Genomic DNA, 22,295 nt, shown 5'->3' with positions numbered 1-22,295 from the left:
AAAAGTCCTTTTGGTGAAAGATCTAGATTTAAGGTACCAAAAACACCAAATGGTTCGATTTTTCTAAAAAAATTTTCTCAGTAGTTCCATGAATTTTCATTTCAAGTCTCTTGGGTATTTCTTTGAGCGTGCAGAAAAGAAAGGGGCGAAAGATCAACAGGGAATAGTTTATACGAGTATAACTAATGTATTTTTCTTTGTAACTATAGTGTAACGATGAATTCGGTAGACACAAACAAACCCAAATCGGTCTATCCCTCTAAAGGTTTTGATTCTGTTCAAAAAGGAAATATCTACTTAGTCCTTTTAAATTACTTGCTAATGGAAAGATCGTCGATACATTGCCAAACAGTAAAAATAAATATTCAGTTGTACGTCGAAGCTAAATTAATCTATACATAAGGAGAGCGTACATTATATGAAAGTTTATAGGAGTCTTCATTTTCTTAATTTTTTGTTATTGTTAGGAAGTATTGGTTTTCTTACTAAATATAACGATATGAATTTTTTTATCTTTTTTCTCAGTTTAGGAGTATGCTTGCTCCTATCTAATTTTAAAAAAACATGTTCCAGACTATTAAATGCAGCGGCTTTTGGTCTCTTTTACCACTATGCGTTATTCGGGTTATTTTTCGCACGTACTACAGGGGTTGAAACATTGCATTGGATTGGGACAATTCTCTTTATTATTTTGGGGATAACATTTCGAAGGAGCACAATTTGGATAACTGTCCTTACAGGATACTTTTATTTGCTCTCTATCTTTACCAATAATCCATTCTTATCATTTGAAGGTGCCTTGGATCGTTTCGTATGGCAGGTTGTGGTTGTCATCACATGTGCCGTATCAATATTTGTGTATGCAGCAATTAACCTAAAATCTAAAGGCGTTGGTACTGGTAGTTACTCATCATATTCTCATTCTGATGAAGATAATTTCTCTACAGGAGTTGAACGTGATTACGATGCTGAGGATAGAGAAATAGTTGCTAAAAACAGAGAACATAACGCTAGTATGGCTGATATGGAGAGACGTACTGGTGGTCCTAGTTGGGCAGTGGAGATGTATGACCGAGAAGCGGATCGTACTTGGGGGGACTCGCTCAATGCCGATTGGAGAGAGAGTTACAAGCGGGATAATGGGGATGAGGATTAATACCTTTGTATAAATATTTATTTGGGCAACTATATTTCGAGAAATAATAGATAATAATGAGTATTTTGTTGATATTGTTCACATAAAAGGTTTTTCTAATCAAATGGAAGTACCTGTTTATATTTGACGTAGCACTTAAGATTTTATCTTGAATCACTACTGGTTTAATTCCCCGCAGCTTACTGGCGGGAGATTTATTAATTCAATAGATAATTATGCAGGTTGGTCGAAACACGTGCGTTTCCTACTTTAGGCTCGCCCTTAGTAAAATTGAAAATTGAATTTATATAGGAACGGCTAAGTAAACAAAGAAATATGCTTATATCAAAAAAGCTACTAGATTAGCAGCCTCTTTTTGTTATTTCTCAGTATATAACCACTTACTAAGTAACTCCAAATAATACGATAGCTGATAAGGTAACTTAACGGATAGAGATATTGATCCATCTCTTTCTCATTCTCATTCACCCTTTTAATTACCACACCCGCTCTCACATTGTTTGGTGATACATTATAAATGCTTGTTCTATTAAAATAAGAAAATGCTATCATCATGCGGTAGCATTTTCTTTTTAACAATTGATTTCGTTAGCTTAGCGCTCCTGTATAAATTTCACTGGTTCATCCTAATAGACAGAGTTAATTTTCTAACGATAGGTACCTTCTCTAGGGTAATATTAGAGTGACAAATTAGGCTTACAATAAAAAAGACTTGGATAAAATGTTCCTCCACTTGTTATTTTTTGCCTTAGATACCATCATACGATAATAGGAACTTATACATAATGAATAAATCAATTCGTCTTGTTCCATCAGTTACGGCAATTATTAAAAATCAAATCAAGATCACAGATGATGGGTATTTCATACTACATGCTTCGAAACCTGATACTTATTTAAGTGACTTTGAAAATGTACAAATGGCATATAAGAAACTCACTAGTTTTGCTGCCAAATGGGAGTCAACTGTGTCCCTGAATTCGGGAAATAATAATGATCATTCCCACTATGGCGAATATACTTTGAAGATATCTATTGATGGACCGCTGTCTGACAGAATTAAAAAAAATATTGTGCGCGAACAGAAGATACAACAGGATTTAGAAGAACAGAGGTTACTGCAAGAATTAGAGAAAAAAATCGGTTTTTTTAGCTTGAAAACAATTTTAATCACACACAACTATCATTTAATGAATTTGCTAACGGATGAAGAAAGGAACGACATGTTTGAATTAATAAATTATATGACAAAAGACGCTTTTTCTAATTTCGGCGATTTAGAAGTTTTTGAATCATGTAGTAGTGACCTGTTTTTTCAGTTTTTCGATATATTTGCATCTGAAGATTTGTTATATACAGCGGATCGTATTGATAGGGAAGTTATAGATAATTGGTTAGTGGAAAAGGCGGAAGAATTCGGTGGTATTGAAAGGGAAGTTTTACAAATTAGTTGAGTTCCTCAAAAGTTGTGGAGTAGCAGCTTATTCACAGTTGTTTATACAACACAATAACAAAACTCTTATGAACTATAGTGTCCCGTCGTATTTCGAAACAAAATTAATCAAAAGAGGCTTCCATCTAATATAAAGGCAAGTTACTCTCTGCTTTCTGTGTCCACAAGAATTGACTAGAAAAACGAAGTTCATATGGTTCATAATAACTATAATGTATAATATTTCATTAAATTGGGAACACTATATTTTATAGTGTTCCCAATTTTAGATATAGGAGATGTTGAAGCAATGAGTAAATCAATATCTGATAAGATCACAACATTATTACAAGAGACACAGAGGGAGTTTGATAACTTCATTAAAAGTCAAGACGCAGCCGTTGTTAATGAAGAAAGCAAATTTGCCAGAGATGATTATGGAGTATATCTCTACATTAATCATGTCAATAACAAAATGTACTGTGGGAAAGGTAATATTTATCACAGGCATGCTAGTATGCTACATGATTTGCGAAACGGAAAGCACAGAACCAAGTATTTTCAGGAAGATTTCGAAAACTTCGGAGAGGCAAACTTTTCGCATTATCCGTTGTACAGCACAAAACAAAAAGATGATGTAGCCATAAGAAACATTGAGACGACAGTTATCAATTTGTTCAGATTAACTGACCCCAAGTTCGGTTATAATCAGTATAATCGCTTAAAAGAATTTAGCTGCAATCCACTTTTTTTCAAGTTAGACTACCAACATTAGCGTAATAATCAAACGAAAGCATAACAAGTTTCTAGATGTAGGCTCCATCGCTGTCGTAAGTAAAATAGCTTATGAGCGCGCAATAAGATCCTAAACAAGGTTCTCTTCACCCAAGGGACTTCAGCGCAATTGATTTAAGTTTAGCAGTCTCTTTGGCATAGTAAACCACTCTAGTTTATAAACTAATGAAAAATCGCCCAGGACGAGGCGATTTTTTTATTTGTTCATCGTTGTTCGGTAATTCCGATAATTCGTGCACCCGTAAAACGGTTTTATATGTCTTAATTTTGAATATTTTTTCTAATAATTGAATACTTCTTGATTTTTTTTTCTATCAAGCAAGAATGTAATGAATTTTCGTAACCCCAAACTTGTGCATGACGAGGATTATCATATTTGCTTAGTGATTTAACGTAATATACTTTCTTTTGCTTTTGTAGTTGATAAACCATTTTCAACACAGTCTGAACTCTATAATCATAAAGTTTTTTAATTCCTAATGCATGATTTCCCCAAGCCAAAATAACCGTTTTTGATTCAGTAATTGCATTGATAATAGCAGAATCATTTTTTTCCAACTTACTATCATTTCCAGCCACAAATTCCTCACTCGTGCATTTAATAATAGATTTAATTTCTTTTGAACTCGTTCGATACAAAGCTAATAGGTTGACAATAATAATTTGATCGTGATCTTTTAGTTGTTCATTTCGAAGTATATATTCGATTACTTTATTAATTGTCAGATCTGATTTGGATTTATCAGCCTGGCTTGGATTTTTTAAAATGACTACAATCGAATTTTTGGAATCTCTTTTTGTTATTGGTATTTTTAAACTAAATCGTCTTTTATAAAGGACTCCGTCGATAATCTTCTCGTCTCCAACTGGGTCAATCAATTGTGATTCAACACTGTCCGAATACATATGATTTAATATTTTTTTCAAGATTTTCTCCTCATCGCATACACTTATAGTTTCTTCAGAATTTCATAATAAGTACCTATCCTGTGTAGGATCTTTCATAGGAATAGAGCAAGATAATGGGTTTTCTAGCCACAATTTTAATTGAAAAACATCAACTTTCTCTTTTTTACTTAATCCTTTTTTTCGTTCTAACTTAATCGGCATCATATAATTTTATATGATATTCACCAACAATTAAATCTTCAATAAGAGAGTTTCCGCATATGATTTTATAATCTAAGTTTGATAACGGCTTTATTTTCACATAACCATCTTCATTAACAACCAATGAAAGCCATAATCTAAGCTTTGCTATTCCCTTCTTTTTGATCATTAAAATATATCAAATAATAAGGATTTAGGATAGAATCTTATCTGAATATTTGTTTTCCCAGTAGTTACAACTAATGTCTAAAGTTAATAGGCAACCAAGTTATCCTATTATACGATAAGGAGAGGAACAATTAGTGCCGAAAAGTAAAAAAATCGTTTATAGGGACATTCTTGATAAGAACGGAACGCTTTCAGATCAGAAAAATTATTTTATTAATCGCGTTGGTGAGTTTGGGACTATTGCGAAATTATCTAGATACGGTATAGATGCCTTCTTAACACATGGAAATAAAAAATCATTCGACATTATAGCTACTGCAAATAATAAAAGTGTAAAAATACAGGTAAAAGCAACTAAGGAAATTTCAGTCCCTACTAGATTTTTTCAGACTTATTATGACATCAGTATTCCTACTCCTGACTTCTGGGTTCTCGTACATTCTTATGCAATTCAAGATGAAATCTATCGAGAGCAATATTACGTATTAAAACACTCACAGTTAATGGATTACCACGTAAAGCAGCTTGCCCGCCCTGAATTAGGTATTCACAATGCTAATGACTTGATGGTTAGAGAACAATCAATAAGAAAAAATAAAGAGAAACCGGGTGTTGATAAAGTATTTTTCAATGATATTCCTCAATACGATGATAAATTTAAAGAAATTTTTGATTTTCTTCATTCTGAAGCTTTTTAGAAAGTCTACTCCCAGTAGGCGGTAATCGCCACGGCACATAACCATCAACTGATTCTTACTTAGCTAGCTTGCCTGAAGATACGAGACATATATTAAAAGGAGCTCTAACTGATCGCTTGTTCGGACAAGAAGACTCAAACAGTTCAAACTCAAGAACCAAACTCCCCAACAAACAGAGCAACAAGAAGTTACTGCATCTTCTATGATTGGTGCCGCAGCCATACTGAAGTCACTACGCAAAACTTTGATAAGATAGGTTCATCTGAATTTCAAGACAACGGAGGGGAAAAAATGACTTTTCAGCGTGATGTTGCTAAGACAGCAGCCCGAAAGTGGTTTAATGAAAACAACGAGATAATTACGTATGAGAAAACGAATTGTGTAGGAAATTCAGATTATGCCATTTTTATCGCAGGTCGCAATCACTATTCACCTAAGGATAAACCGAAAGAATCAGCGAATATCAAAACAGATGAAATACTAAATTTTGAAAGTCAATTACCCGATACGGTGAAAAATTATCACGGAATTATTGCCCGCACTTATACACACAATGAAACTTGGGTTAAAGAGTGGTGTTATATTGTTGAAATTCCAAACGTTCATTTAAAAAAACAGGCTGAAAAAGGTGGATTTTCAATTAATGAGGGGGGGGAGCCACAAGGAGCGCTATATTTTTATTTTGATGAAGAAGGTGGTCGTGATAACAAATGGGGGATTAATTACTGGCATTCTCACACCGATCCATCAAAATATTTTCGTTTTGATCCAAAGGATCAAAACACTTGGTGCATTCCTCCAGTTCTAAAAGACTTCTCATTTATTAAAGATATTGAAATAATCGAGCAATCAGATCTGTCCGAATCCGAAAAACAGCGTTTAATCACAGCGAGACTAAAAACATCAGAACTGCGAGAAACAGCACTGTTACGGCAGAAAAAATGCCGAATTTGCAGTATCGAATTACCTCAGCTTCTTGTGGCAAGTCACATTAAAGATTGGAGTAAATGCGCGTCAAGCAATGAGCGATTGGATCCTTACAATATTTTATTGCTTTGCTCCATGCACGACGCATTGTTTGATAAAAAGTTGATTACTTTCACAAATGAAGGTTATATTCGCTATGCGCCAATACTCAATGAAAATACCATTATGCTAACAAACATCTGGCAAAAAAAGGCAATGGAACTTTCCCTTAAGGAAGCTACTTATATGGCTTGGCACGAACAAATTTTTGAAAATAAATGGGGCTTATGATAGAAGATTTTTCTAGAATGTTCAATCTTTACTCAAAATCATTTTTTAAGGTCAACTTTTGAAATATAAACTATGCCCCAACGCATTATTTACTATTCTGCTATTGCTTGCTTAGCATTTCGGAAGCACAGTATCTAATTTAGTTTTTTTAAAATCACAATTAATTGTCTGTAAGGAAACCAATCACTTAACGATAAAGAGATTGATAACTCACGCTTGCCGGAAAAAAAGATCACCTATTAAGGGATTTAAAGTACCTACAATGGCACCTCCACTTTTTCTAGACTCTCTTGCTCTATTTTCTGAATCCTTCACTTGTGCTTTGAAGGGTTGAATTTCTTTATCTTTTTGCTCAACGCATCGGAGTATTCAGATACGAGAGATTGACTGTCTTCGCTTATCTTTTCTAATTTGGTGTTTCCTACACACAATGACTTATTACCTTTTGTATAATTTTGTATTATTTTCTTGATAACGGAAATTATTATCGTCTTACCACAAGAATATACTGTACATATTATTGCCTCCTTTGATTCTAATAATCTAGGATTTCCTTTCCCGTCCAAATTCATGGATATCATTAGCAAAACCAGCTTTAAATACACGAAAGAGATACAAAATCGCCACCTGTTATATTACTGCGTCAGCCGAGATGGTAATATAAAGGGGGGAGAATTTTCATTCTACCAAAGAACTGATTCTCCTCATACGATAAAACAAATAAAAAAGGGTGTCCTTCAGTCGATTTTCATGATCTTAGGGACAAACCCATTTCTATGCATTAAAACGTTCCATTCGTATTATTATCTCCTTCTGGTGTTCCGCGAACAACAAATTCTTAAACTCAATACCTGTACAGGTCCAGGGACGCTTTTTTAAAGCAGATACTTTCCCAGTAGCAAACCATCTCCGAATTTGTCTGTCGCTTTTAGCTAACAAATGCGCAATATCTTGTGTAGTATAATGTGCTTCATTATCTATATCGATAAATAATGCTAACGGAATTAAAAAGCAGTTCGGATCTAAACCGAACCGCTGGCAATGTGATAGGAATTGTTCGTAATTCATGATACCCTCTCCCCATGAGCAATTCATTTTTCGACTTTTTTCAGGCTGTCTAACGCTTTCTTTGTCTCGGTTAAAGCGATAAGTCTCTGCTCTTTTTCAAGACCTAAGACTCTTTTGGCTTGGTGAGGAACTCGAAGGGTATTTAACTTATCCTCCAGTTTGGAGATCATTTCAAGCACATCTTCCGATTGATCATTGTTGGAATGGCTGGCATCAATGTTATCAGTCGTTTGTTCATCAAGCGATTGCTCAACCCCACTCGGGTAATAGGTTTCTTCCCATTTCAACAATTCTTCCTTGTTAAAAGGGAAGTCCAAGGCGTGTTTTAAAACCAAGTAATAATATTTTAATGGCGTCTTTTCTTGGTAGTATTCCACGTTTACTTGGCTTTTGGCGTGGGGGTCTCTATCTTCCATCGAGTGACGGCAATGAACCTCCGCGACTCTTCGCTTCCATTCATTAATTTGCGGATCAGGATAAATCGTACGATTAACGATCGTATTGTTAACGGTATGACGTGTTTCGTAGTATGAAAAATTACCTGCTTCCTCGTTACTTAAGATACCCTCAAACTGATTTCTGACCTTAAAGATCCAAGATGTCAAAGTTTTAGGGCTGGAGTATCTTGCCATAGGATTCATAATGTAACTGCTAGAGCGAAAAAGATAGCCTTTACCTTTTGTCGATGGAGCTTTTTCATACAATTTCCGCAAATAAAGATTTATGAAATCAATTAACCTGGGAACGATTAATGTGCCATAATCAGGCGATGGACTATATCCGCCTTTGGCAATTTCGTTTGTGATCCACATCCTCCCCCAACCTTGAGGATCGTCTAGTGTGGTTCTTACGTACTTTGCATCATCGCCTGATACTTTGATTTTGTATTTTCTCAAATAACCAAAATCAACGTGATTGGGATCGCTTTCTACGTCTAAGTGTTTATCAATCTCGATGTCAACTAGCTCAATTGGACGTATTCCTGTCAAAAATCCCATGAGAATTTGACATGCTCGTTGCAAATTAACTAATGGTGTCGCGGATAAATTGCTCACCTTTACGAATACATCAACCAATTGTTTTCTTGTAGCAAACACTTTTCTTCTCGGTTGAGTGGCTACTGGACGTTGGTTGACATTTTGTTTCAGAAAACGTTCGAAACGCTTTTTCATTAATTTTATTCGCTTCCACTCCTTCTCGCTATCAAAGGAAGTATCCCCGCCTTCTGACATGGAATCTTCCAAAGCGGTAAAGTATGCCTCCTCTTCAAGCATCAGTTGATAATAGAGAAACGGTCTAAGGATTTGAATAACATTCAATTGAGTTGTCTCGGAAAGACCAATGAACAAATTCGCTTTATCGGCTTCATCAAGCGTCCTAACGTCAAAAATGGTTTCCTTCATTAATTGTGCTTCAGAAAGATTCAATCTTTGAAAATGAGCATCATGACTCGTTGGCAAAGGATCGCCATTTGCCATGGCAGTTTCGAGCTTTGCTTTATACTCGGCATCGTTAGGATTTATTCCTGCTCGATAGCACTTCATTTTGTACAAGTTACGCATCAATCGTGCAATTTGAAAATCGGCAGTCGATTTTTTGTTGATTTTTGATTTCACATAATCGACGCCATCAAACGAAATTCCATGATTTTTCAAACGATATTTCCTAAAGTTACGAATATCGTTTTGAAGCTTCTTGTCAAGGTGTTCGAAAAAGTAATCAGTCGACACCTTATGTGTATTGTTTCGAACCGATGATTTTTCAAACTTGGTTTGTTCCAAGCGATCAATGTTTCGGAAGAACCATTCCTTATCCCATTTTCGTGTAGAAAGCCTAATTTTCGATAAAGTGTCTGGATCAATGTAGCTTATAAGCGTCATGATCTCCGACTCAGAACGGTTTATTTCCTTTCTGATTGCTGTTAATGAATCATATTTCAAGTTCAATTCTTCGATCTTCTTCTGACTGAACATGTAGGGATATCCAGGTTTTCCTTTTCCAAATCGTTGAAGATCTTTTCCAATTTCGAAATATGTTGAGCCGCATTCAAACTTCTTTTCTGCTATTATTTGAAGTAGCTCGGAATTTACCACACCAAGCATTATGGCAGCATCAGTAACGCCCAACAATTTCGTGTTAAGACGTTGTTCTATTTCAAGTTTTGTAGGTAGATTCAAGCATATCGCTCCTTTCGAATAAACGGACATAATGGACATAATCGACTGCTTTTTGAGGGCATCATATCGGAAGTACCCTCAGAAACAGTTCTTTATGTCCTTTATGTCCGAAAGCCGTGGAAAAAAAGTGGAGTTCAAAAACTCCATGGTTATATATTGGACTCTAACAATCTGGAAGACAATGCATAAAAGTTTCCAATATATGTTTTTATGTACATGTAATTTTATCCTTTTTTATAAAAAGCAAAAAACATTCCTGAATTAAAAAACCAGGAATGTTTTAGCCTTTGATCCTTTTATTGGAATTTTCTTGAGTTTGCAGTTCGTTAATCAAATGGTCGAACAATTTAGAAATTCGGTCTGCCATTTTGGTAGTTTCAATTCCATACATTTTATTCAAGCGGGTTAGTTCTTTTATGATTTTGTTCTTCTCGTCACGTGGGTTATAGACCTTCTTGTTATCTGCAGTGTTGGACAAGTCGGCTAATGAAATAAGCTGCTGAAGCTTGCCATCGTTATTACAATAGGTACAATTCCAATGAGTAGTTTTTATTTCTATATTACATTCATTTCCACAATGAAGACATGCAAATTTAATGCTTGGTTTTTTCAAGTAATAGGACACTTTGTAATGTTTGAAAAAGGAAATAAGGATTTTTTCATACCCGGAGCTTGACATTAATTGATTAGCTCCTTCAATGTCCTTCCACGAACGATAGAATCCTTCATAAAATTTTTAAAATCGACACCGTAAATGACGTATTTCCGACCGAAACAATATGTGCGCAGTTGTCCACTTTCGCAATATCTTCGGATTTGCCTAGTAGAAAGTCCTGTAACGTTTGATATATCGGTTGGTGTTAAAAGAGCATCATCAGGAATTGCAGCAATATACGAATTATTCAAGTTGGGTGAGAGTCCAAATCGTTTTTCCAATCCTAGGGCTTTTTTTGTAATATTATTCATTCCTTTCTTATCCAACTAATAATTTTGATCTTTACTAAATCCCAAAAACGCTATATCTATAGCGTTTCCAATTTTGAGGAAAAATATACAAGTTAACTCTTTTAAGTCAACTTAAGTCTGTATTTAATTCAAAAACTAATAATACCATGTGTGATAGAGGGAACGCCCTTTTTTAAAAAGTTTAAGAGGGGGGTCCTTGAATTAATGAATAGTGGTGGAAAGCTCCGACCGATACGATCCAGCTTCCATACGATAATCGTATCACCTAACTGTATATACACAAGTAGCTTCGCAAGGGTTGGACGCTCCTTTTTAGAGCATATTATCTACTCTATAAAATGTTCCCGTTCCTCGACGCCAGCAGCCTTTAATTCGTCACTTTGAAGCTCTTCTAAATGCTGATCCTCGATTCTCTTTTTATTTCCTCTTCAATTTCTTCTAAAGTCCAGTTTTCATACTGCATAAACATCACCACCTTTCAAAGGTTTTTCAAAAACGTTAAATCTACATTACTATGAAACATTGATTATGAAACGAGGTATGAAGCTTGTGATAATCATCTTTTCATGATAAGAAGGTACTCCATACCGAGTCTCAAAATTCACCGTTAGTGAGACACGATATGGGTATAAATCTGGTACTTAGCCACGGCTTCACATCTTGAATATTAGTAAACATTTTTTCGAGTTTATCGTTTACAAGTGCAAAATATTCGAAATCGAGATAGTTCAATTTCAAGTCGATTACATCAACGCCAATCTTAATCCTCACGTGATACCGATGAACTCGCGTATAACTCCCCCCAAATGAGTAAATCCAATCACGCAGCATAAGAAGCCCTGATTCCGAGACCTCTACGGAGTGCTTACCGATTTCCCAGCAGCAATCCATAAAATTTTTTAAAACAACAGGATCATCTCTTTTTTTCCACCACTGCTGATTAAGGGAGATCATCTTCTGTGTGAGTTTACGCTTGCTCATCATCCGATTCCTTTCTTTGCTTAGGCGGTCGACCAGGACCTGGGGATTTCTCGGTTCTCATTTTCCACATTTGTTCGCGCAACAAATCGAGCTGTACTTGCATGTCCTTTCGAATTTTATCTTGTGCTTCGCTGGAACGACCGCGTTCCTCTAATAACTTCGTTTCGTATTCAATAATTAATTGCTTATTGGCATGATCATAATCGCTGTTTTTGTCTTTCTCCAAGCGGAGTTCTTCTTGTAGTCGATGAATGGTCTGCTGCAATAGCACCAGCTCCTCTTTCTTGCCCACTTCAAAATCTTCGAGCTTGCGCTCAATCTCTTCGACTTTTGGCTGGGTTAGCTTTTTGTAATTTTCATAGGATGTCAAAACCTCAGCATTTGTTTTTGCAGCGTCTTCTAACGATAAAACCTTTCCTTTAGCGGTTTCTAATTCTTTTTCCATTTCTTGAACACGCCGTGACAGCACATCGTTTTCCTTCCTGCGTGTTGCAATTTCCTCTTGTTTCTTTTCTTGCAGGTTAAACAAGTTTTCTATGCTCACTTCGTAAAGATCCACGTAAGCTTTTGCAATCCCATCCAAAAAATGTTGAAGCTTAAGGATGGATGTTCCCGCAATGTCTTCCGATTCGATATCTATTTCCTGGAGTTTTCGTTCTTTGATTTGTTCCATGAAACCCAATTGAAGGAGTTTTTTCATCAGCTCGCCTTTGGTTTTGCACCCGGATAGCTTGAGCTTGAGCAGTAGATCAAAATCTTTGTCCGTCTCGACATCGGATCTAATTTGCATGGTCTTTGCATTATCGTTTTCTTCTCTCACACAAGTAGCCCCTTTTTTTCGTATACCTACAGTATGAGCTAATTGTATGACACTTATACTGTATTACATGGTTGTATTACATACTAAAAGTAATACATACTTTATTTACCCATTTCATTATAGTAAGGTTGAAGGGGAATATTGGTATCAAAACCAAAGGAGCGTTCACGAAATGAAGAATAGATTGCTTTTTAAAGCCTCCCATTTTAGTGCGGCTATCGAGAACAAGTGGCGAATAACCGTTTATCAACACGATGTCATTCTTGATGAAGGTGGCGTAATTGAATTACAGACATTAAAAAGCGTCAAAATAAACGGTAGCTATTACATAAAGAAGAACTGCCAGTTCGTATTAGCAGGCGGTAATAAAGTAGAGGATGACATCGCAGAGTTTAACAAATATGAGGCATCTAAAATAGATAGTCGAGAAATCCTTTTTATCTTTGATAATAGGGAATTGTCTCCAGAAAATTAGAGATAACAAAAGTAAAGCCCCCAATGCTTGGGGGCTTTACTTTTGTGTATCATCTTGTGTTTCAAAAACTCCGATTACGCTCTTTTTTTAACGATAAATATCTTTCTTCATTATTAAATTATGTTTTTCCTCACGCTTATCCCTTTTGACGAAAAAAATATGCTCTTGGTATGATGTGGCGATTGTGGCAATACTACATGACATAGGGAAGGAGCGTGAATAAATGACAGTGACAGTCGCTTATGGACGCGTGTCGACCGATTCCGATGATCAGTTGAACTCGTTAGGCAATCAATTAAGCTTCTTTGATGAGTATTTTAAGGAGCAAAACTATCAAAAAGGAGATTGCGGTGTCTTGTGCCGCAAAAATGGAGATAAAGAAGTGCTGCAAGGCGTATTTGCAGACGAAGGAATATCAGGCAAGAACTTGCGTAAACGCGAAGCGTTTAAGCAGATGATGATTGAAGCGAAGGCTGGTAAGTTCGATCTCATCGTGACCAAATCCGTTTCACGTTTTGGGCGGAACGTAGAAGATACAGCAAAAGCAGTGAAGGATTTGAAGGAACTCGGTATTGGTATCTACTTCTTGGATTTGAAAATTAATTCGCTCGATAATTCAAAGGAATTTATGATTAATTTATTTGCAGCACTAGCGCAAGAGGAATCCAATAACCGATCTTATATTGTGCAATTCGGTATTCGAAAAGCGCAAAGACAAGGGAAATGGACCACGGGAACGCCGCCTTACGGCTACAACATTAAGAACGGATTCCTTGTTATTAATGGCGTCGAAGCGGAACTCGTAAAACGGATCTTTGATCAATATTACACGCAAGGATTTGGTACGGGTAGAATCTGTAGACTTTTGAATAGCGATGCCATTCCAACGAAAAAAGGTAAACAGTGGTCACAAAAACAGTTATCAACGATCTTAGATAACGATATTTATACAGGCATTCAAACGACACATACCAAACAAACCGTTGATATCAATCGACAACTTCAAAAGTTGATTCCCAAAGAGGAACAAATTGTGCATCAGTTTGATCATTTAAAAATCATAGAGCCCGAGTTCTTTCAACTTGTCCAAATCGAAAGAAAAAAGCGCAAGGAAATGTTTGGAACGGTTTCATTTATCGAAGAAAAGACGGTAAACGATGACGGAGAAATCGAAACCACATTAAAACGTAAGTTGCATCGGTCCAAAACCAGGTACAGCACGGTTCATTTATTTAGTAATCTGTTATATTGCCATCACTGCGGGACGTCCTTAAAACGAAAAAAAAGAAAAGCACATATACGAAAAGATGGTACTTCGAAAGATCTGGGGTATGAATGGTGTTGCGCAATCAATGATATGTATGGGAACTTGAGATGTGCTTATCGTAGCGCGATACCGGAAGAAGCGATGATCGACTTTATCAAAAATAAAATTGAGTTTGAAAAAAAGAATCATACCCAATTTGATGCACTATTAGATAGCTATCTTTCGCTGTATTATCACGAAGAGAATATTCCGCAGCGACTGGTGCACTTGGAAAAACAAATGGCTGAAAAAAATGAAGAGATTCAAACCAATCTGAGGCTGGTTGCGAAGGAGATTTTAACGGACGAACAGTTTCACACGTTTAATGGACACGCGAAAGAGAACCTTTCAATTTTGAAAAAAGAACATGACCGATTGAACTACTTGGATGTTGAAGTCGCACAAATCAAATTACGACACCAAGCTTTTATGAAAGCATTGGTTCAAATTGATACGGAAGCATTAACGAATAATATCCTTAGAAGACTCGTGTCGAGAATCGAAATTGTCACCCTTGCTGCTTCGGAAAAAAATATCCGCGTGCTTTGGAATTACATGGACGTGCCTTTTTCGCAATTACTAAAGGATATGTTCTTAAGACCTTTCGGAGGAAGTTCAGCCAATATTCCAGAGGGTTACGATCCAAGTAGCATGGATAAGAAAACCAAATTCGAGTTTGATAAAGCTTTGAAAATGATTGCCGGTGAGCGTTTATAATAAAAAAATGGGATAGCGAATTGCTATCCCATTTTTTTATGTTAGAAATAACGCTTCAAATTCACTGTAGGTGAATTTTCCGGTTAGTTTTTTTATATTTGGGTTTTGTAAATGGATATGATTTCCGTAATCCTCATTTAACAGTAATATAATTTTTAATTTAGGATTCGTTTTTTCAATAAATTCAATAACACTTTTCATTTCTTCGATAGAGTTTGTAATAAAACTAGATAAAACGATGATTTCTACCTGTTGATGATGTAGTAAACCTTGATATAAAGCATCAATGTTTTTGAAGATCGCAACAACATCAATGATATCAGATCGTTCCTCAATAGAATCATCGAACATTTCAGAACCAGTCGACATAATTACTTTTCTTTTCAGTGGTATCCCCTCCTTTAAACAAAACCTCCTGACACTATTTTCGTCCGGTATTTTATTATTACTAATTTTATAGATGCTATCTCATCACTTGTCAAAGATTCGGGAGCAAATTCAACAATGTTCAAGTCGAGATCTAACGTTGCTGTCCAAATCGCCCAACCGTCCTCATTCCTATTAGAGATCAGTCCCTCTAGATAATATCCACCATCTACGCTTAAACATTTAGTGATTGTACTTGTCATAATAGTTACCCCTTTCGCTTTGGTTAATTAGAGCGTAGTTCGAATATATCACATTCAATATTTTCTTAGTATCCTTATTTCCTAGGGCTTCTGATATAATGTTGAATGGTGTCGTTTCTGCTCCATTGAAGGAAACCTATGTATCTATATAGAATTCTCATAGGAATTACAACCAGATGTGAAAAGGGGAGTTTACATGAATTTTTCAGATAAAGTCAGTTTAATATGGAACATCGCTGAACTACTTCGCGGTGATTATAAACAATCGGATTACGGCAAAGTAATCTTGCCGTTTACGGTGTTACGACGACTCGATTGTGCCTTAGAGGATACCAAAGATAAGGTGCTCGACAACTATAAGAACATGGCAGAGCCATTGACGACAGTCCAACAACGGATGCTAGAACGAGCTTCGGGATCCAAATTCTATAATACGAGTACCTTTACCATGCGCTCCATGCGTGATTTCCCTGGGATGCTTGGGGATAACATCAAGCAATATGTACAAGGGTTCTCCGAAAATGCACGTGAAATCATTCGATACTTTGATTTTGAAGCGCAAATCAATAAACTCCAAGAAGGTAATATCCTTTTCAATGTACTTGAAGAAATGCTTAAAATTGACCTTCACCCAAACTTAGTTAGCAATATCGAAATGGGCTACATATTCGAAGAACTCATTCGTCGTTTTTCGGAGCAATCCAATGAAACTGCCGGGGAGCATTTTACGCCGCGCGAAGTCATCCAGCTTATGGTTAACGTGCTCTTTGAAGCGGACGCAGCGGCACTCACCGGTGAAAAAGTGGTACGTAAGATCTACGATCCAGCATGCGGTACGGGCGGAATGCTTGCGGTAGCGTACGAATACCTACGTAAACTGAACCCATCGATGAACGTTGAAGTGTTCGGGCAAGAATTAAATGGGGAATCTTATGCGATTTGCAAGTCCGACATGCTACTTAAAGGGCTGAATGTCTCGAATATCAAACTTGGCAATAGTTTTACCCAAGATGGACTTGAAAACGAAGAGTTTCATTACTTCCTATCAAATCCGCCATTTGGCGTGGACTGGAAGAAAACGCAAAAAGATATTACCGATGAACATCAAAAACAAGGGTTTAATGGTCGCTTTGGCGCCGGATTGCCTCGTGTTAGCGATGGGTCTCTTCTTTTCTTGCAGCACATGATTTCCAAAATGAAACCAGGTGAAGGTCGAATAGCTATCGTTCTAAACGGCAGCCCGCTATTCACCGGAGGCGCAGCCTCAGGTGAGAGCGAAATTCGTCGCTGGATCATTGAAAACGACTTGCTCGAAGCGATTATTGCACTCCCTACGGATCTTTTTTATAACACTGGCATTTCAACGTACATTTGGGTGCTTAGTAATCACAAGCAGGCTGATCGCCGCGGCAAAGTACAGCTTATCAATGCCGTTGATAAGTATCAGAAAATGCGCAAAAGCCTTGGTAGTAAGCGAAATGAGCTTGGCGAAGAACATATTAATGAAATCATCAAACTCTACAGTTACTTCGCCGAAGGCGAAGACTGCAAAGTTTTCGATAACGAAGATTTCGGCTACCGCCGGATTACGATTGAGCGACCGCTGCGACTGAATTTCCGGGCTTCGCTTGATCGGATAGAACGACTATCTTCGCAAACATCATTTGCCAAGCTTGGCGAAGGCGAAAAGGAGCAAATCAAAGCCGTTTTGAAGGAAATGGATGCCGATAAACTATATCTCAATCGGGATGAATTTGAAAAAGCCTTAAAGAAAAGCTTCAAGCAAAAGATGCTTACCATTAAACCGCCTATCTTTAAAGCTCTTTTATCGGCACTAGCCGAACGTGATGAAACGGCAGATATTTGTCTGGATGGTAAAGGCAATAAAGAGGCTGACTCCGAGTTGCGAGATTTTGAAAGTGTTCCCCTGAAGCAAGATATTTATGATTACTTTAATACCGAAGTTCTTCCACATGTGGAAGATGCTTGGATTAATATGGATGTGCGAGATGATAAGGATGGTGGGGTAGGCAAAGTAGGATATGAAATACCTTTTACTCGACATTTTTATAAGTATCAGGAGCTGCGTTCGGCACAAGAAATTAATAATGAAATAAAAACGTTGGAAAATGAAATCCTTGATTTGATCAAGGGGGTATTATCTTGAAAAATAGTATCAATATCAAGCACCCCAATCACTGGGTTGTTGGAAAAATAAATTATTACACTTATATTAAAACTGGAGGTACCCCAAGTAGAGACAATCTAACATATTGGGAGAATGGAACAATTAATTGGCTCTCATCAGGTGAAGTAAATAAAAAAGTAATTTTTGAAGTAGATAACAAAATTACTGTAGATGGTTTGAATAATTCGAATGCTACTATGCTTCCTGCGAATTCGATATTAATGGCGTTGAACGGTCAAGGCAAAACAAAAGGAATGGTTGCAGTGTTAAAAGTTCAATCCACCTGCAATCAATCACTAGCTGCATTTATTTGTAAAGAAGATAAACTACATCCTACTTATTTGTATTATCAACTTGATTCGAGATACAAAGAAATCAGAGGATTGGTTGGAGACGGACATAGGGAAGGTTTGTCAATTTCATTACTAAAAACTTTGGATATATATATTCCCCCTAAAAATGAACAAATAGCAATTGTAAACTTCCTAGATAAACAAACTAAAAAAATAGATAATCTAGTCAATAAACAACAAAAACTCGTCGAGCTTTTGCAAGAAAAACGTCAATCCTTGATAGAAGAAGCTGTAACCAAAGGTTTGAACCGCGAAGCACCCATGAAGGATTCGGGAATTGAGTGGTTGGGCGAAATACCAAGTAATTGGAAAACTATGCTGCTGGGAATTGCTGCTGAAAAAATGACGAATGGTTATGTTGGTCCAACAAGAGACATCTTGGTGGAAGATGGTGTGAGATATCTCCAATCTATGCATATAAAAAATGGAAAAATATTGTTCGATAGAAAGCATTATTTTGTAGATAAAGAATGGAGTAAAAAACAATCAAAATCCATCTTGAGAAAAGGCGATGTTTTATTTGTACAAACAGGTGCAGAAATAGGGCAATGCTCAGTGGTTACCACAGAGTACGAGGGCTGTAATTGTCATGCACTTATAATTGTAAGATTGCGACAGCATATCGGATTAGGAGAATACTTAACATGGTATTTTCAATCTAATCATGGAAAAAACACTTTATTATCTTATCGTACTGGTGCATTACATCCACATTTAGATACAGGTCGGATTTGTAATATAAAAATCGCTTTCCCTACTATTGAGGAGCAGCAACAAATCGTTAACTTTCTTGAAAAAGAAGCAAAAAAGTATGATCAGTTAATAAGTAAAATTGAACAACAAATCGAAAAACTTCAAGAATATCGCCAAGCACTTATAAGTGAAGCTGTTACAGGAAAAATTGATGTACGTGAATATGTAAAGGGGGTTACTATGTGACCATCGATTATCGTGAAATTGTGTTTGAAACTGCCATTGAGCAGGCACTCATTCAGCAGGGATACCTAAAAGGTAACCCTGCTGAATTTGATGCACCTCTAGGGCTGTTTAAAAATCGCTTGATCCGGTTTCTGCAAGAAACCCAACCCAAACATTGGGTTGCACTTCAAAGCATTTACGGTGTATCCGTTGAAAACAGCGTTATCCATTCCATCACTCGAGCAATCCAAACGCATCCCAAGGGATTAATTGGTTTCCTTCGCGATAGCGCGCAAGGTAAATACAAAGACCGCGGGATTGAGCTACGAATGTTTTATATGAAGCCGGATAATGATTTCAACCCGGACGCGATAGCGAATTATCAAAAGAATCGACTGTCTGTTACACGTCAAGTCCATTACAGCAACAAAAACAATAATTCCCTTGATGTCGTTATCGATGTAAATGGTTTCCCTATCATCACCATGGAACTCAAAAATCCGCTGACGTCGCAAACATGGGAAAATGCTATACATCAATACAAACATGATCGAGACCCGTCGGAGCCGATCTTCCGTTTTAACGAGCGTTCGCTCGTACACTTCGCGCTCGATACCGACGAAATACATATGACGACAGAACTTAAAAAAGAAAAGACCTACTTTCTTCCTTTTAACAAAGGTGATGGATTTGGAAAAGGTAATCCCGAACACGAGACCGGATATAAAACCACTTATTTATGGGACGAAATACTGCAAAAAGATAGTTTGTTTGATATTTTACAGCGATTTATCGAACTAAAAATTGAAGAAAACAAAAAAGATAAAAAAAAGAAAAAGAAGCAACTCATTTTCCCGCGTTATCATCAGCTCGATGCGGTTCGTAAAATCGCAAACCATGTCTTCGCCAACGGAGCTGGCAATCGTTATCTAATCCAACACTCGGCTGGTAGTGGTAAAAGCAACACGATCGCATGGACGGCACACCGTCTCGCTTCGCTCGCTGACGCCAGCGGAAAAGCGATCTTTAATACCGTCGTTGTGATTACGGATCGGATTGTCCTCGATTCCCAAATTCAAGATACGATTCGGCAGTTTGACTCCACGCCTGGATTTGTCGCTTACATTGATAAAGGGTCAACCCAGCTTGCGGAGGCGCTTAGCCGAGGTGCAAAGGTAATCGTTACGACGCTTCAAAAATTTCCATTTGTGATGGGCAAGTTAAACGGTATGCCTCATAACTCAAAGTATGCGATCATTATGGATGAAGCGCATAGTTCTCAAACCGGTATGACATCAACGAAAATGAAAGACATGTTAACCTATAAATCGCTCGAGGAAGCGGAAAGCGTCGATGAACGTGGCGAGGATCTACTCGATGTCGATGATCAGATTGCAGAAGTGCTTGCGGCGTATGAACGCCGTCAAAACTTAAGTCTCTTCGCTTTTACGGCAACGCCGAAGAAAAAGACGATGCAGACGTTTGGTAACAAGAACGAAGATGACGAGTACGAAGCGTTCCATCTTTATTCCATGCGTCAAGCGATCGAAGAAGGCTTCATCCATGATGTGCTCAAACATTATGTCACATACGATACCTATTTTAAAATCACGAAATCGATTACGGATGATCCGGAAGTAGACAGCAAAAAGGCGAAAAGGGCGATTGCCCGCTTCGTCTCCCTTCATCCAACAAACTTGTCACAAAAAGCCGAAATCATAATCGAACATTTCCGTTCATTCACGAAAGATAAAATCGGTGGGCAAGCAAAAGCGATGGTCGTTACTTCTTCTCGTCTTCATGCCAAGCGTTACATGGATGCGTTTAAAGCCTATCTAGCGCAAAAAGCGTATACCGATCTTCGGGTGCTAGTCGCCTTCTCCGGTAAAGTCGAAGACGTTGAATTTGACGAAGTCGTAACCGAAGCTGGGATGAACGGGTTTCCTGATACGGCGACAGCCGAAGTGTTTGATGAAGATGAATACAAAATCATGATTGTCGCCGATAAGTATCAAACCGGCTTTGACCAGCCTCTACTTCATACCATGTACGTCGATAAGAAATTAACCGGCATCAAAGCGGTGCAGACGCTTTCGCGCTTAAACCGAACACATCCGGAAAAAACAGACACGTTTATACTTGATTTTGTTAACGATCGTGAAGTGATCAAAAAAGCATTTCAACCTTATTATGAAAAAACGGAAATTGACGAAGAAACAGATCCCAATTTGCTGTATGCGTATCGCCGGGAACTTGATGAGACAAGAATTTATGAAGACAACGAGATCCAAGCGTTCTGTGATGTCTTCTTTCAGCCCAAGGCGAAGCAAACCAGTTCCGATCAAGCCAAGCTGTATAAAATCTTACAAACGCCTGAGAAGCGCTATAAGGCGCTCTCAGCTGATCAACAAGACGATGTTAAAGCACTCATGAAGCGATTTGTATCGCTATATTTATTTCTTTCGCAGCTCGTAGAATATGAAGAAGATATGAAACAATATTTTGCTTTCATTCGCTTATTCTATAAAAAAATCAGCGACCCACTTGGGAAAACGGGATGGTCGCTTGACGAAGATTTAGTGGACCTAGAGTATTACCGGATTAAGAAAGTAGAAGAAGGTCAGATCGAACTTGAAAAAGGCACATCAGCCCCTCTTACCGGAGGATCTGGTGCAGGTGGTAAAAAACAAGATGATTATAAATATTTATCTGAAATCGTCAAACAGATCAATGAGCTCTTCGGCACAAACTTGGATGGCGAAATCATCAGCGGTCAGCTTTATGAAGTGGCTGAAAAATTTGTCAGCACACCAGGGATGAAAGAGCAAGTCGTCAACAATTCGTATGATGACTTCAAATATCCATTCGAAAATCAATTCATCGATGGTATTGTCGATTCCTTTGAAGAGCAAAAAGAACAACTTGAGAATGAAAACGATCAGTTAAACAAGTTGGTTCAATTTGTATCGACAAGCGATGAAGGATGCAAGATGATCAGTGAAGCCGTTGGGAAAATCGTCTATAATTTGCTTAAAAAAGACTAAATCAGAAAATCGCCGCATGCAGATGCGGCGATTTTTT

20 protein-coding genes are annotated in these 22,295 nt (G+C 37.3%); 10 read left to right on the top strand and 10 right to left on the bottom strand.

Translation table 11 applies throughout. The features are described 5' to 3' along the window. Positions 1-418: 418 nt before the first annotated feature. The 3 genes from CA598_RS06860 (at position 419) to CA598_RS06850 (ending at position 3,363) form a co-directional block, all read left to right on the top strand. Entirely contained in the window at positions 419-1,156 is a 738-nt protein-coding gene (locus CA598_RS06860) for a hypothetical protein (protein WP_094876027.1), read from the top strand. A gap of 785 nt (positions 1,157-1,941) precedes the next feature. Continuing rightward, entirely contained in the window at positions 1,942-2,610 is a 669-nt protein-coding gene (locus tag CA598_RS06855) for a hypothetical protein (RefSeq protein ID WP_094876026.1), read from the top strand. A 288-nt stretch (positions 2,611-2,898) separates the two neighbouring features. Next, positions 2,899-3,363 (top strand): GIY-YIG nuclease family protein, encoded by a 465-nt coding sequence (locus CA598_RS06850; protein ID WP_094876025.1) that lies wholly within the window; start codon positions 2,899-2,901, stop codon positions 3,361-3,363. Between the two features lie 281 nt (positions 3,364-3,644). Here the strand turns inward: CA598_RS06850 and CA598_RS06845 are convergent, their stop codons facing one another. Next, the gene (locus CA598_RS06845) at positions 3,645-4,310 is read right to left on the bottom strand and encodes a DUF1643 domain-containing protein (RefSeq protein ID WP_094876024.1); all 666 of its coding nucleotides are present in this window, start codon (positions 4,308-4,310) and stop codon (positions 3,645-3,647) included. A 485-nt stretch (positions 4,311-4,795) separates the two neighbouring features. Here CA598_RS06845 and CA598_RS06840 point away from each other — a divergent pair, with 485 nt between their 5' ends. Together CA598_RS06840 and CA598_RS06835 are read left to right on the top strand one after the other, a co-directional pair. Then, positions 4,796-5,359 carry a hypothetical protein gene (locus CA598_RS06840; protein ID WP_094876023.1) on the top strand — a complete coding sequence of 188 codons (564 nt, stop codon included), beginning with the start codon at positions 4,796-4,798 and terminating at the stop codon, positions 5,357-5,359. Positions 5,360-5,650: 291 nt separating this feature from the next. Then, entirely contained in the window at positions 5,651-6,616 is a 966-nt protein-coding gene (locus CA598_RS06835) for an HNH endonuclease (protein ID WP_094876022.1), read from the top strand. Between the two features lie 774 nt (positions 6,617-7,390). Here the strand turns inward: CA598_RS06835 and CA598_RS06825 are convergent. The 7 genes from CA598_RS06825 to CA598_RS06795 form a co-directional block, all read right to left on the bottom strand. Beyond that, complete coding sequence (locus CA598_RS06825) at positions 7,391-7,684, bottom strand: helix-turn-helix domain-containing protein (protein ID WP_094876020.1); 294 nt, start codon at positions 7,682-7,684, stop codon at positions 7,391-7,393. 23 nt (positions 7,685-7,707) lie between these two features. Then, complete coding sequence (locus CA598_RS06820; protein WP_094876019.1) at positions 7,708-9,861, bottom strand: hypothetical protein; 2,154 nt, start codon at positions 9,859-9,861, stop codon at positions 7,708-7,710. Between the two features lie 280 nt (positions 9,862-10,141). After that, on the bottom strand, positions 10,142-10,540 hold the full coding sequence (locus tag CA598_RS06815; RefSeq protein ID WP_094876018.1) for a hypothetical protein: 399 nt from the start codon (positions 10,538-10,540) through the stop codon (positions 10,142-10,144). Continuing rightward, positions 10,540-10,827, bottom strand: a complete 288-nt coding sequence (locus tag CA598_RS06810; protein WP_094876017.1) for a helix-turn-helix domain-containing protein — start codon at positions 10,825-10,827, stop codon at positions 10,540-10,542. The genes CA598_RS06815 and CA598_RS06810 overlap by 1 nt, the downstream gene beginning before the upstream one ends. Before the next feature lie 128 nt (positions 10,828-10,955). Continuing rightward, positions 10,956-11,150 carry a recombinase family protein gene (locus tag CA598_RS33435; protein WP_373455810.1) on the bottom strand — a complete coding sequence of 65 codons (195 nt, stop codon included), beginning with the start codon at positions 11,148-11,150 and terminating at the stop codon, positions 10,956-10,958. A 271-nt stretch (positions 11,151-11,421) separates the two neighbouring features. Continuing rightward, positions 11,422-11,811, bottom strand: coding sequence for a hypothetical protein (locus tag CA598_RS06800; protein ID WP_094876015.1), 390 nt, complete (start codon positions 11,809-11,811; stop codon positions 11,422-11,424). Further along, positions 11,795-12,628 carry a hypothetical protein gene (locus CA598_RS06795; RefSeq protein ID WP_094876014.1) on the bottom strand — a complete coding sequence of 278 codons (834 nt, stop codon included), beginning with the start codon at positions 12,626-12,628 and terminating at the stop codon, positions 11,795-11,797. The genes CA598_RS06800 and CA598_RS06795 overlap by 17 nt, the downstream gene beginning before the upstream one ends. 172 nt (positions 12,629-12,800) lie before the next feature. Between CA598_RS06795 and CA598_RS06790 the strand changes: the two genes are divergently transcribed. Together CA598_RS06790 and CA598_RS06785 are read left to right on the top strand one after the other, a co-directional pair. Beyond that, positions 12,801-13,103: a hypothetical protein gene (locus tag CA598_RS06790; RefSeq protein ID WP_094876013.1), complete on the top strand. Its 303-nt coding sequence runs from the start codon at positions 12,801-12,803 to the stop codon at positions 13,101-13,103. A 223-nt stretch (positions 13,104-13,326) separates the two neighbouring features. Further along, on the top strand, positions 13,327-15,126 hold the full coding sequence (locus CA598_RS06785) for a recombinase family protein (protein ID WP_094876012.1): 1,800 nt from the start codon (positions 13,327-13,329) through the stop codon (positions 15,124-15,126). Positions 15,127-15,162: 36 nt separating this feature from the next. Here the strand turns inward: CA598_RS06785 and CA598_RS06780 are convergent, their stop codons facing one another. Both CA598_RS06780 and CA598_RS06775 read right to left on the bottom strand, forming a co-directional pair. After that, complete coding sequence (locus tag CA598_RS06780) at positions 15,163-15,495, bottom strand: hypothetical protein (RefSeq protein ID WP_094876011.1); 333 nt, start codon at positions 15,493-15,495, stop codon at positions 15,163-15,165. 32 nt (positions 15,496-15,527) lie between these two features. Then, entirely contained in the window at positions 15,528-15,755 is a 228-nt protein-coding gene (locus CA598_RS06775; protein ID WP_094876010.1) for a hypothetical protein, read from the bottom strand. A gap of 196 nt (positions 15,756-15,951) precedes the next feature. On the opposite strand from CA598_RS06775, the gene CA598_RS06770 reads away from it, so the two are divergent. The 3 genes from CA598_RS06770 to CA598_RS06760 are packed head-to-tail and all read left to right on the top strand — an operon-like array spanning position 15,952 to position 22,258. Next, on the top strand, positions 15,952-17,922 hold the full coding sequence (locus tag CA598_RS06770) for a type I restriction-modification system subunit M (protein ID WP_094876009.1): 1,971 nt from the start codon (positions 15,952-15,954) through the stop codon (positions 17,920-17,922). Then, entirely contained in the window at positions 17,919-19,235 is a 1,317-nt protein-coding gene (locus tag CA598_RS06765; RefSeq protein ID WP_094876008.1) for a restriction endonuclease subunit S, read from the top strand. Before CA598_RS06770 ends, CA598_RS06765 begins: the two co-directional genes overlap by 4 nt. Continuing rightward, positions 19,232-22,258: a type I restriction endonuclease subunit R gene (locus CA598_RS06760; RefSeq protein ID WP_094876007.1), complete on the top strand. Its 3,027-nt coding sequence runs from the start codon at positions 19,232-19,234 to the stop codon at positions 22,256-22,258. Before CA598_RS06765 ends, CA598_RS06760 begins: the two co-directional genes overlap by 4 nt. The last annotated feature ends 37 nt before the right edge of the window (positions 22,259-22,295 follow it).

It is taken from the genome of Paenibacillus sp. VTT E-133291, from assembly GCF_002264395.1.
GTDB lineage: Bacteria > Bacillota > Bacilli > Paenibacillales > Paenibacillaceae > Paenibacillus_AQ > Paenibacillus_AQ nitricinens.
The sequence above is the reverse complement of the archived record's forward strand: the minus strand, read 5'-3'. Positions and strand labels throughout refer to the sequence as shown.

Excerpts from the sequence above, each read along its gene's own strand:
- CA598_RS06825 (WP_094876020.1), bottom strand. The coding sequence starts at position 7,684 with ATGAATTACGAACAATTCCTATCACATTGCCAGCGGTTCGGTTTAGAT.
- CA598_RS06790 (WP_094876013.1), top strand. The coding sequence starts at position 12,801 with ATGAAGAATAGATTGCTTTTTAAAGCCTCCCATTTTAGTGCGGCTATC.
- CA598_RS06770 (WP_094876009.1), top strand. The coding sequence starts at position 15,952 with ATGAATTTTTCAGATAAAGTCAGTTTAATATGGAACATCGCTGAACTA.
- CA598_RS06855 (WP_094876026.1), top strand. The coding sequence starts at position 1,942 with ATGAATAAATCAATTCGTCTTGTTCCATCAGTTACGGCAATTATTAAA.
- CA598_RS06775 (WP_094876010.1), bottom strand. The coding sequence starts at position 15,755 with ATGACAAGTACAATCACTAAATGTTTAAGCGTAGATGGTGGATATTAT.
- CA598_RS06835 (WP_094876022.1), top strand. The coding sequence starts at position 5,651 with ATGACTTTTCAGCGTGATGTTGCTAAGACAGCAGCCCGAAAGTGGTTT.
- CA598_RS06815 (WP_094876018.1), bottom strand. The coding sequence starts at position 10,540 with ATGTCAAGCTCCGGGTATGAAAAAATCCTTATTTCCTTTTTCAAACAT.
- CA598_RS06850 (WP_094876025.1), top strand. The coding sequence starts at position 2,899 with ATGAGTAAATCAATATCTGATAAGATCACAACATTATTACAAGAGACA.
- CA598_RS06785 (WP_094876012.1), top strand. The coding sequence starts at position 13,327 with ATGACAGTGACAGTCGCTTATGGACGCGTGTCGACCGATTCCGATGAT.
- CA598_RS06780 (WP_094876011.1), bottom strand. The coding sequence starts at position 15,495 with ATGTCGACTGGTTCTGAAATGTTCGATGATTCTATTGAGGAACGATCT.
- CA598_RS06810 (WP_094876017.1), bottom strand. The coding sequence starts at position 10,827 with ATGAATAATATTACAAAAAAAGCCCTAGGATTGGAAAAACGATTTGGA.
- CA598_RS06800 (WP_094876015.1), bottom strand. The coding sequence starts at position 11,811 with ATGATGAGCAAGCGTAAACTCACACAGAAGATGATCTCCCTTAATCAG.
- CA598_RS06860 (WP_094876027.1), top strand. The coding sequence starts at position 419 with ATGAAAGTTTATAGGAGTCTTCATTTTCTTAATTTTTTGTTATTGTTA.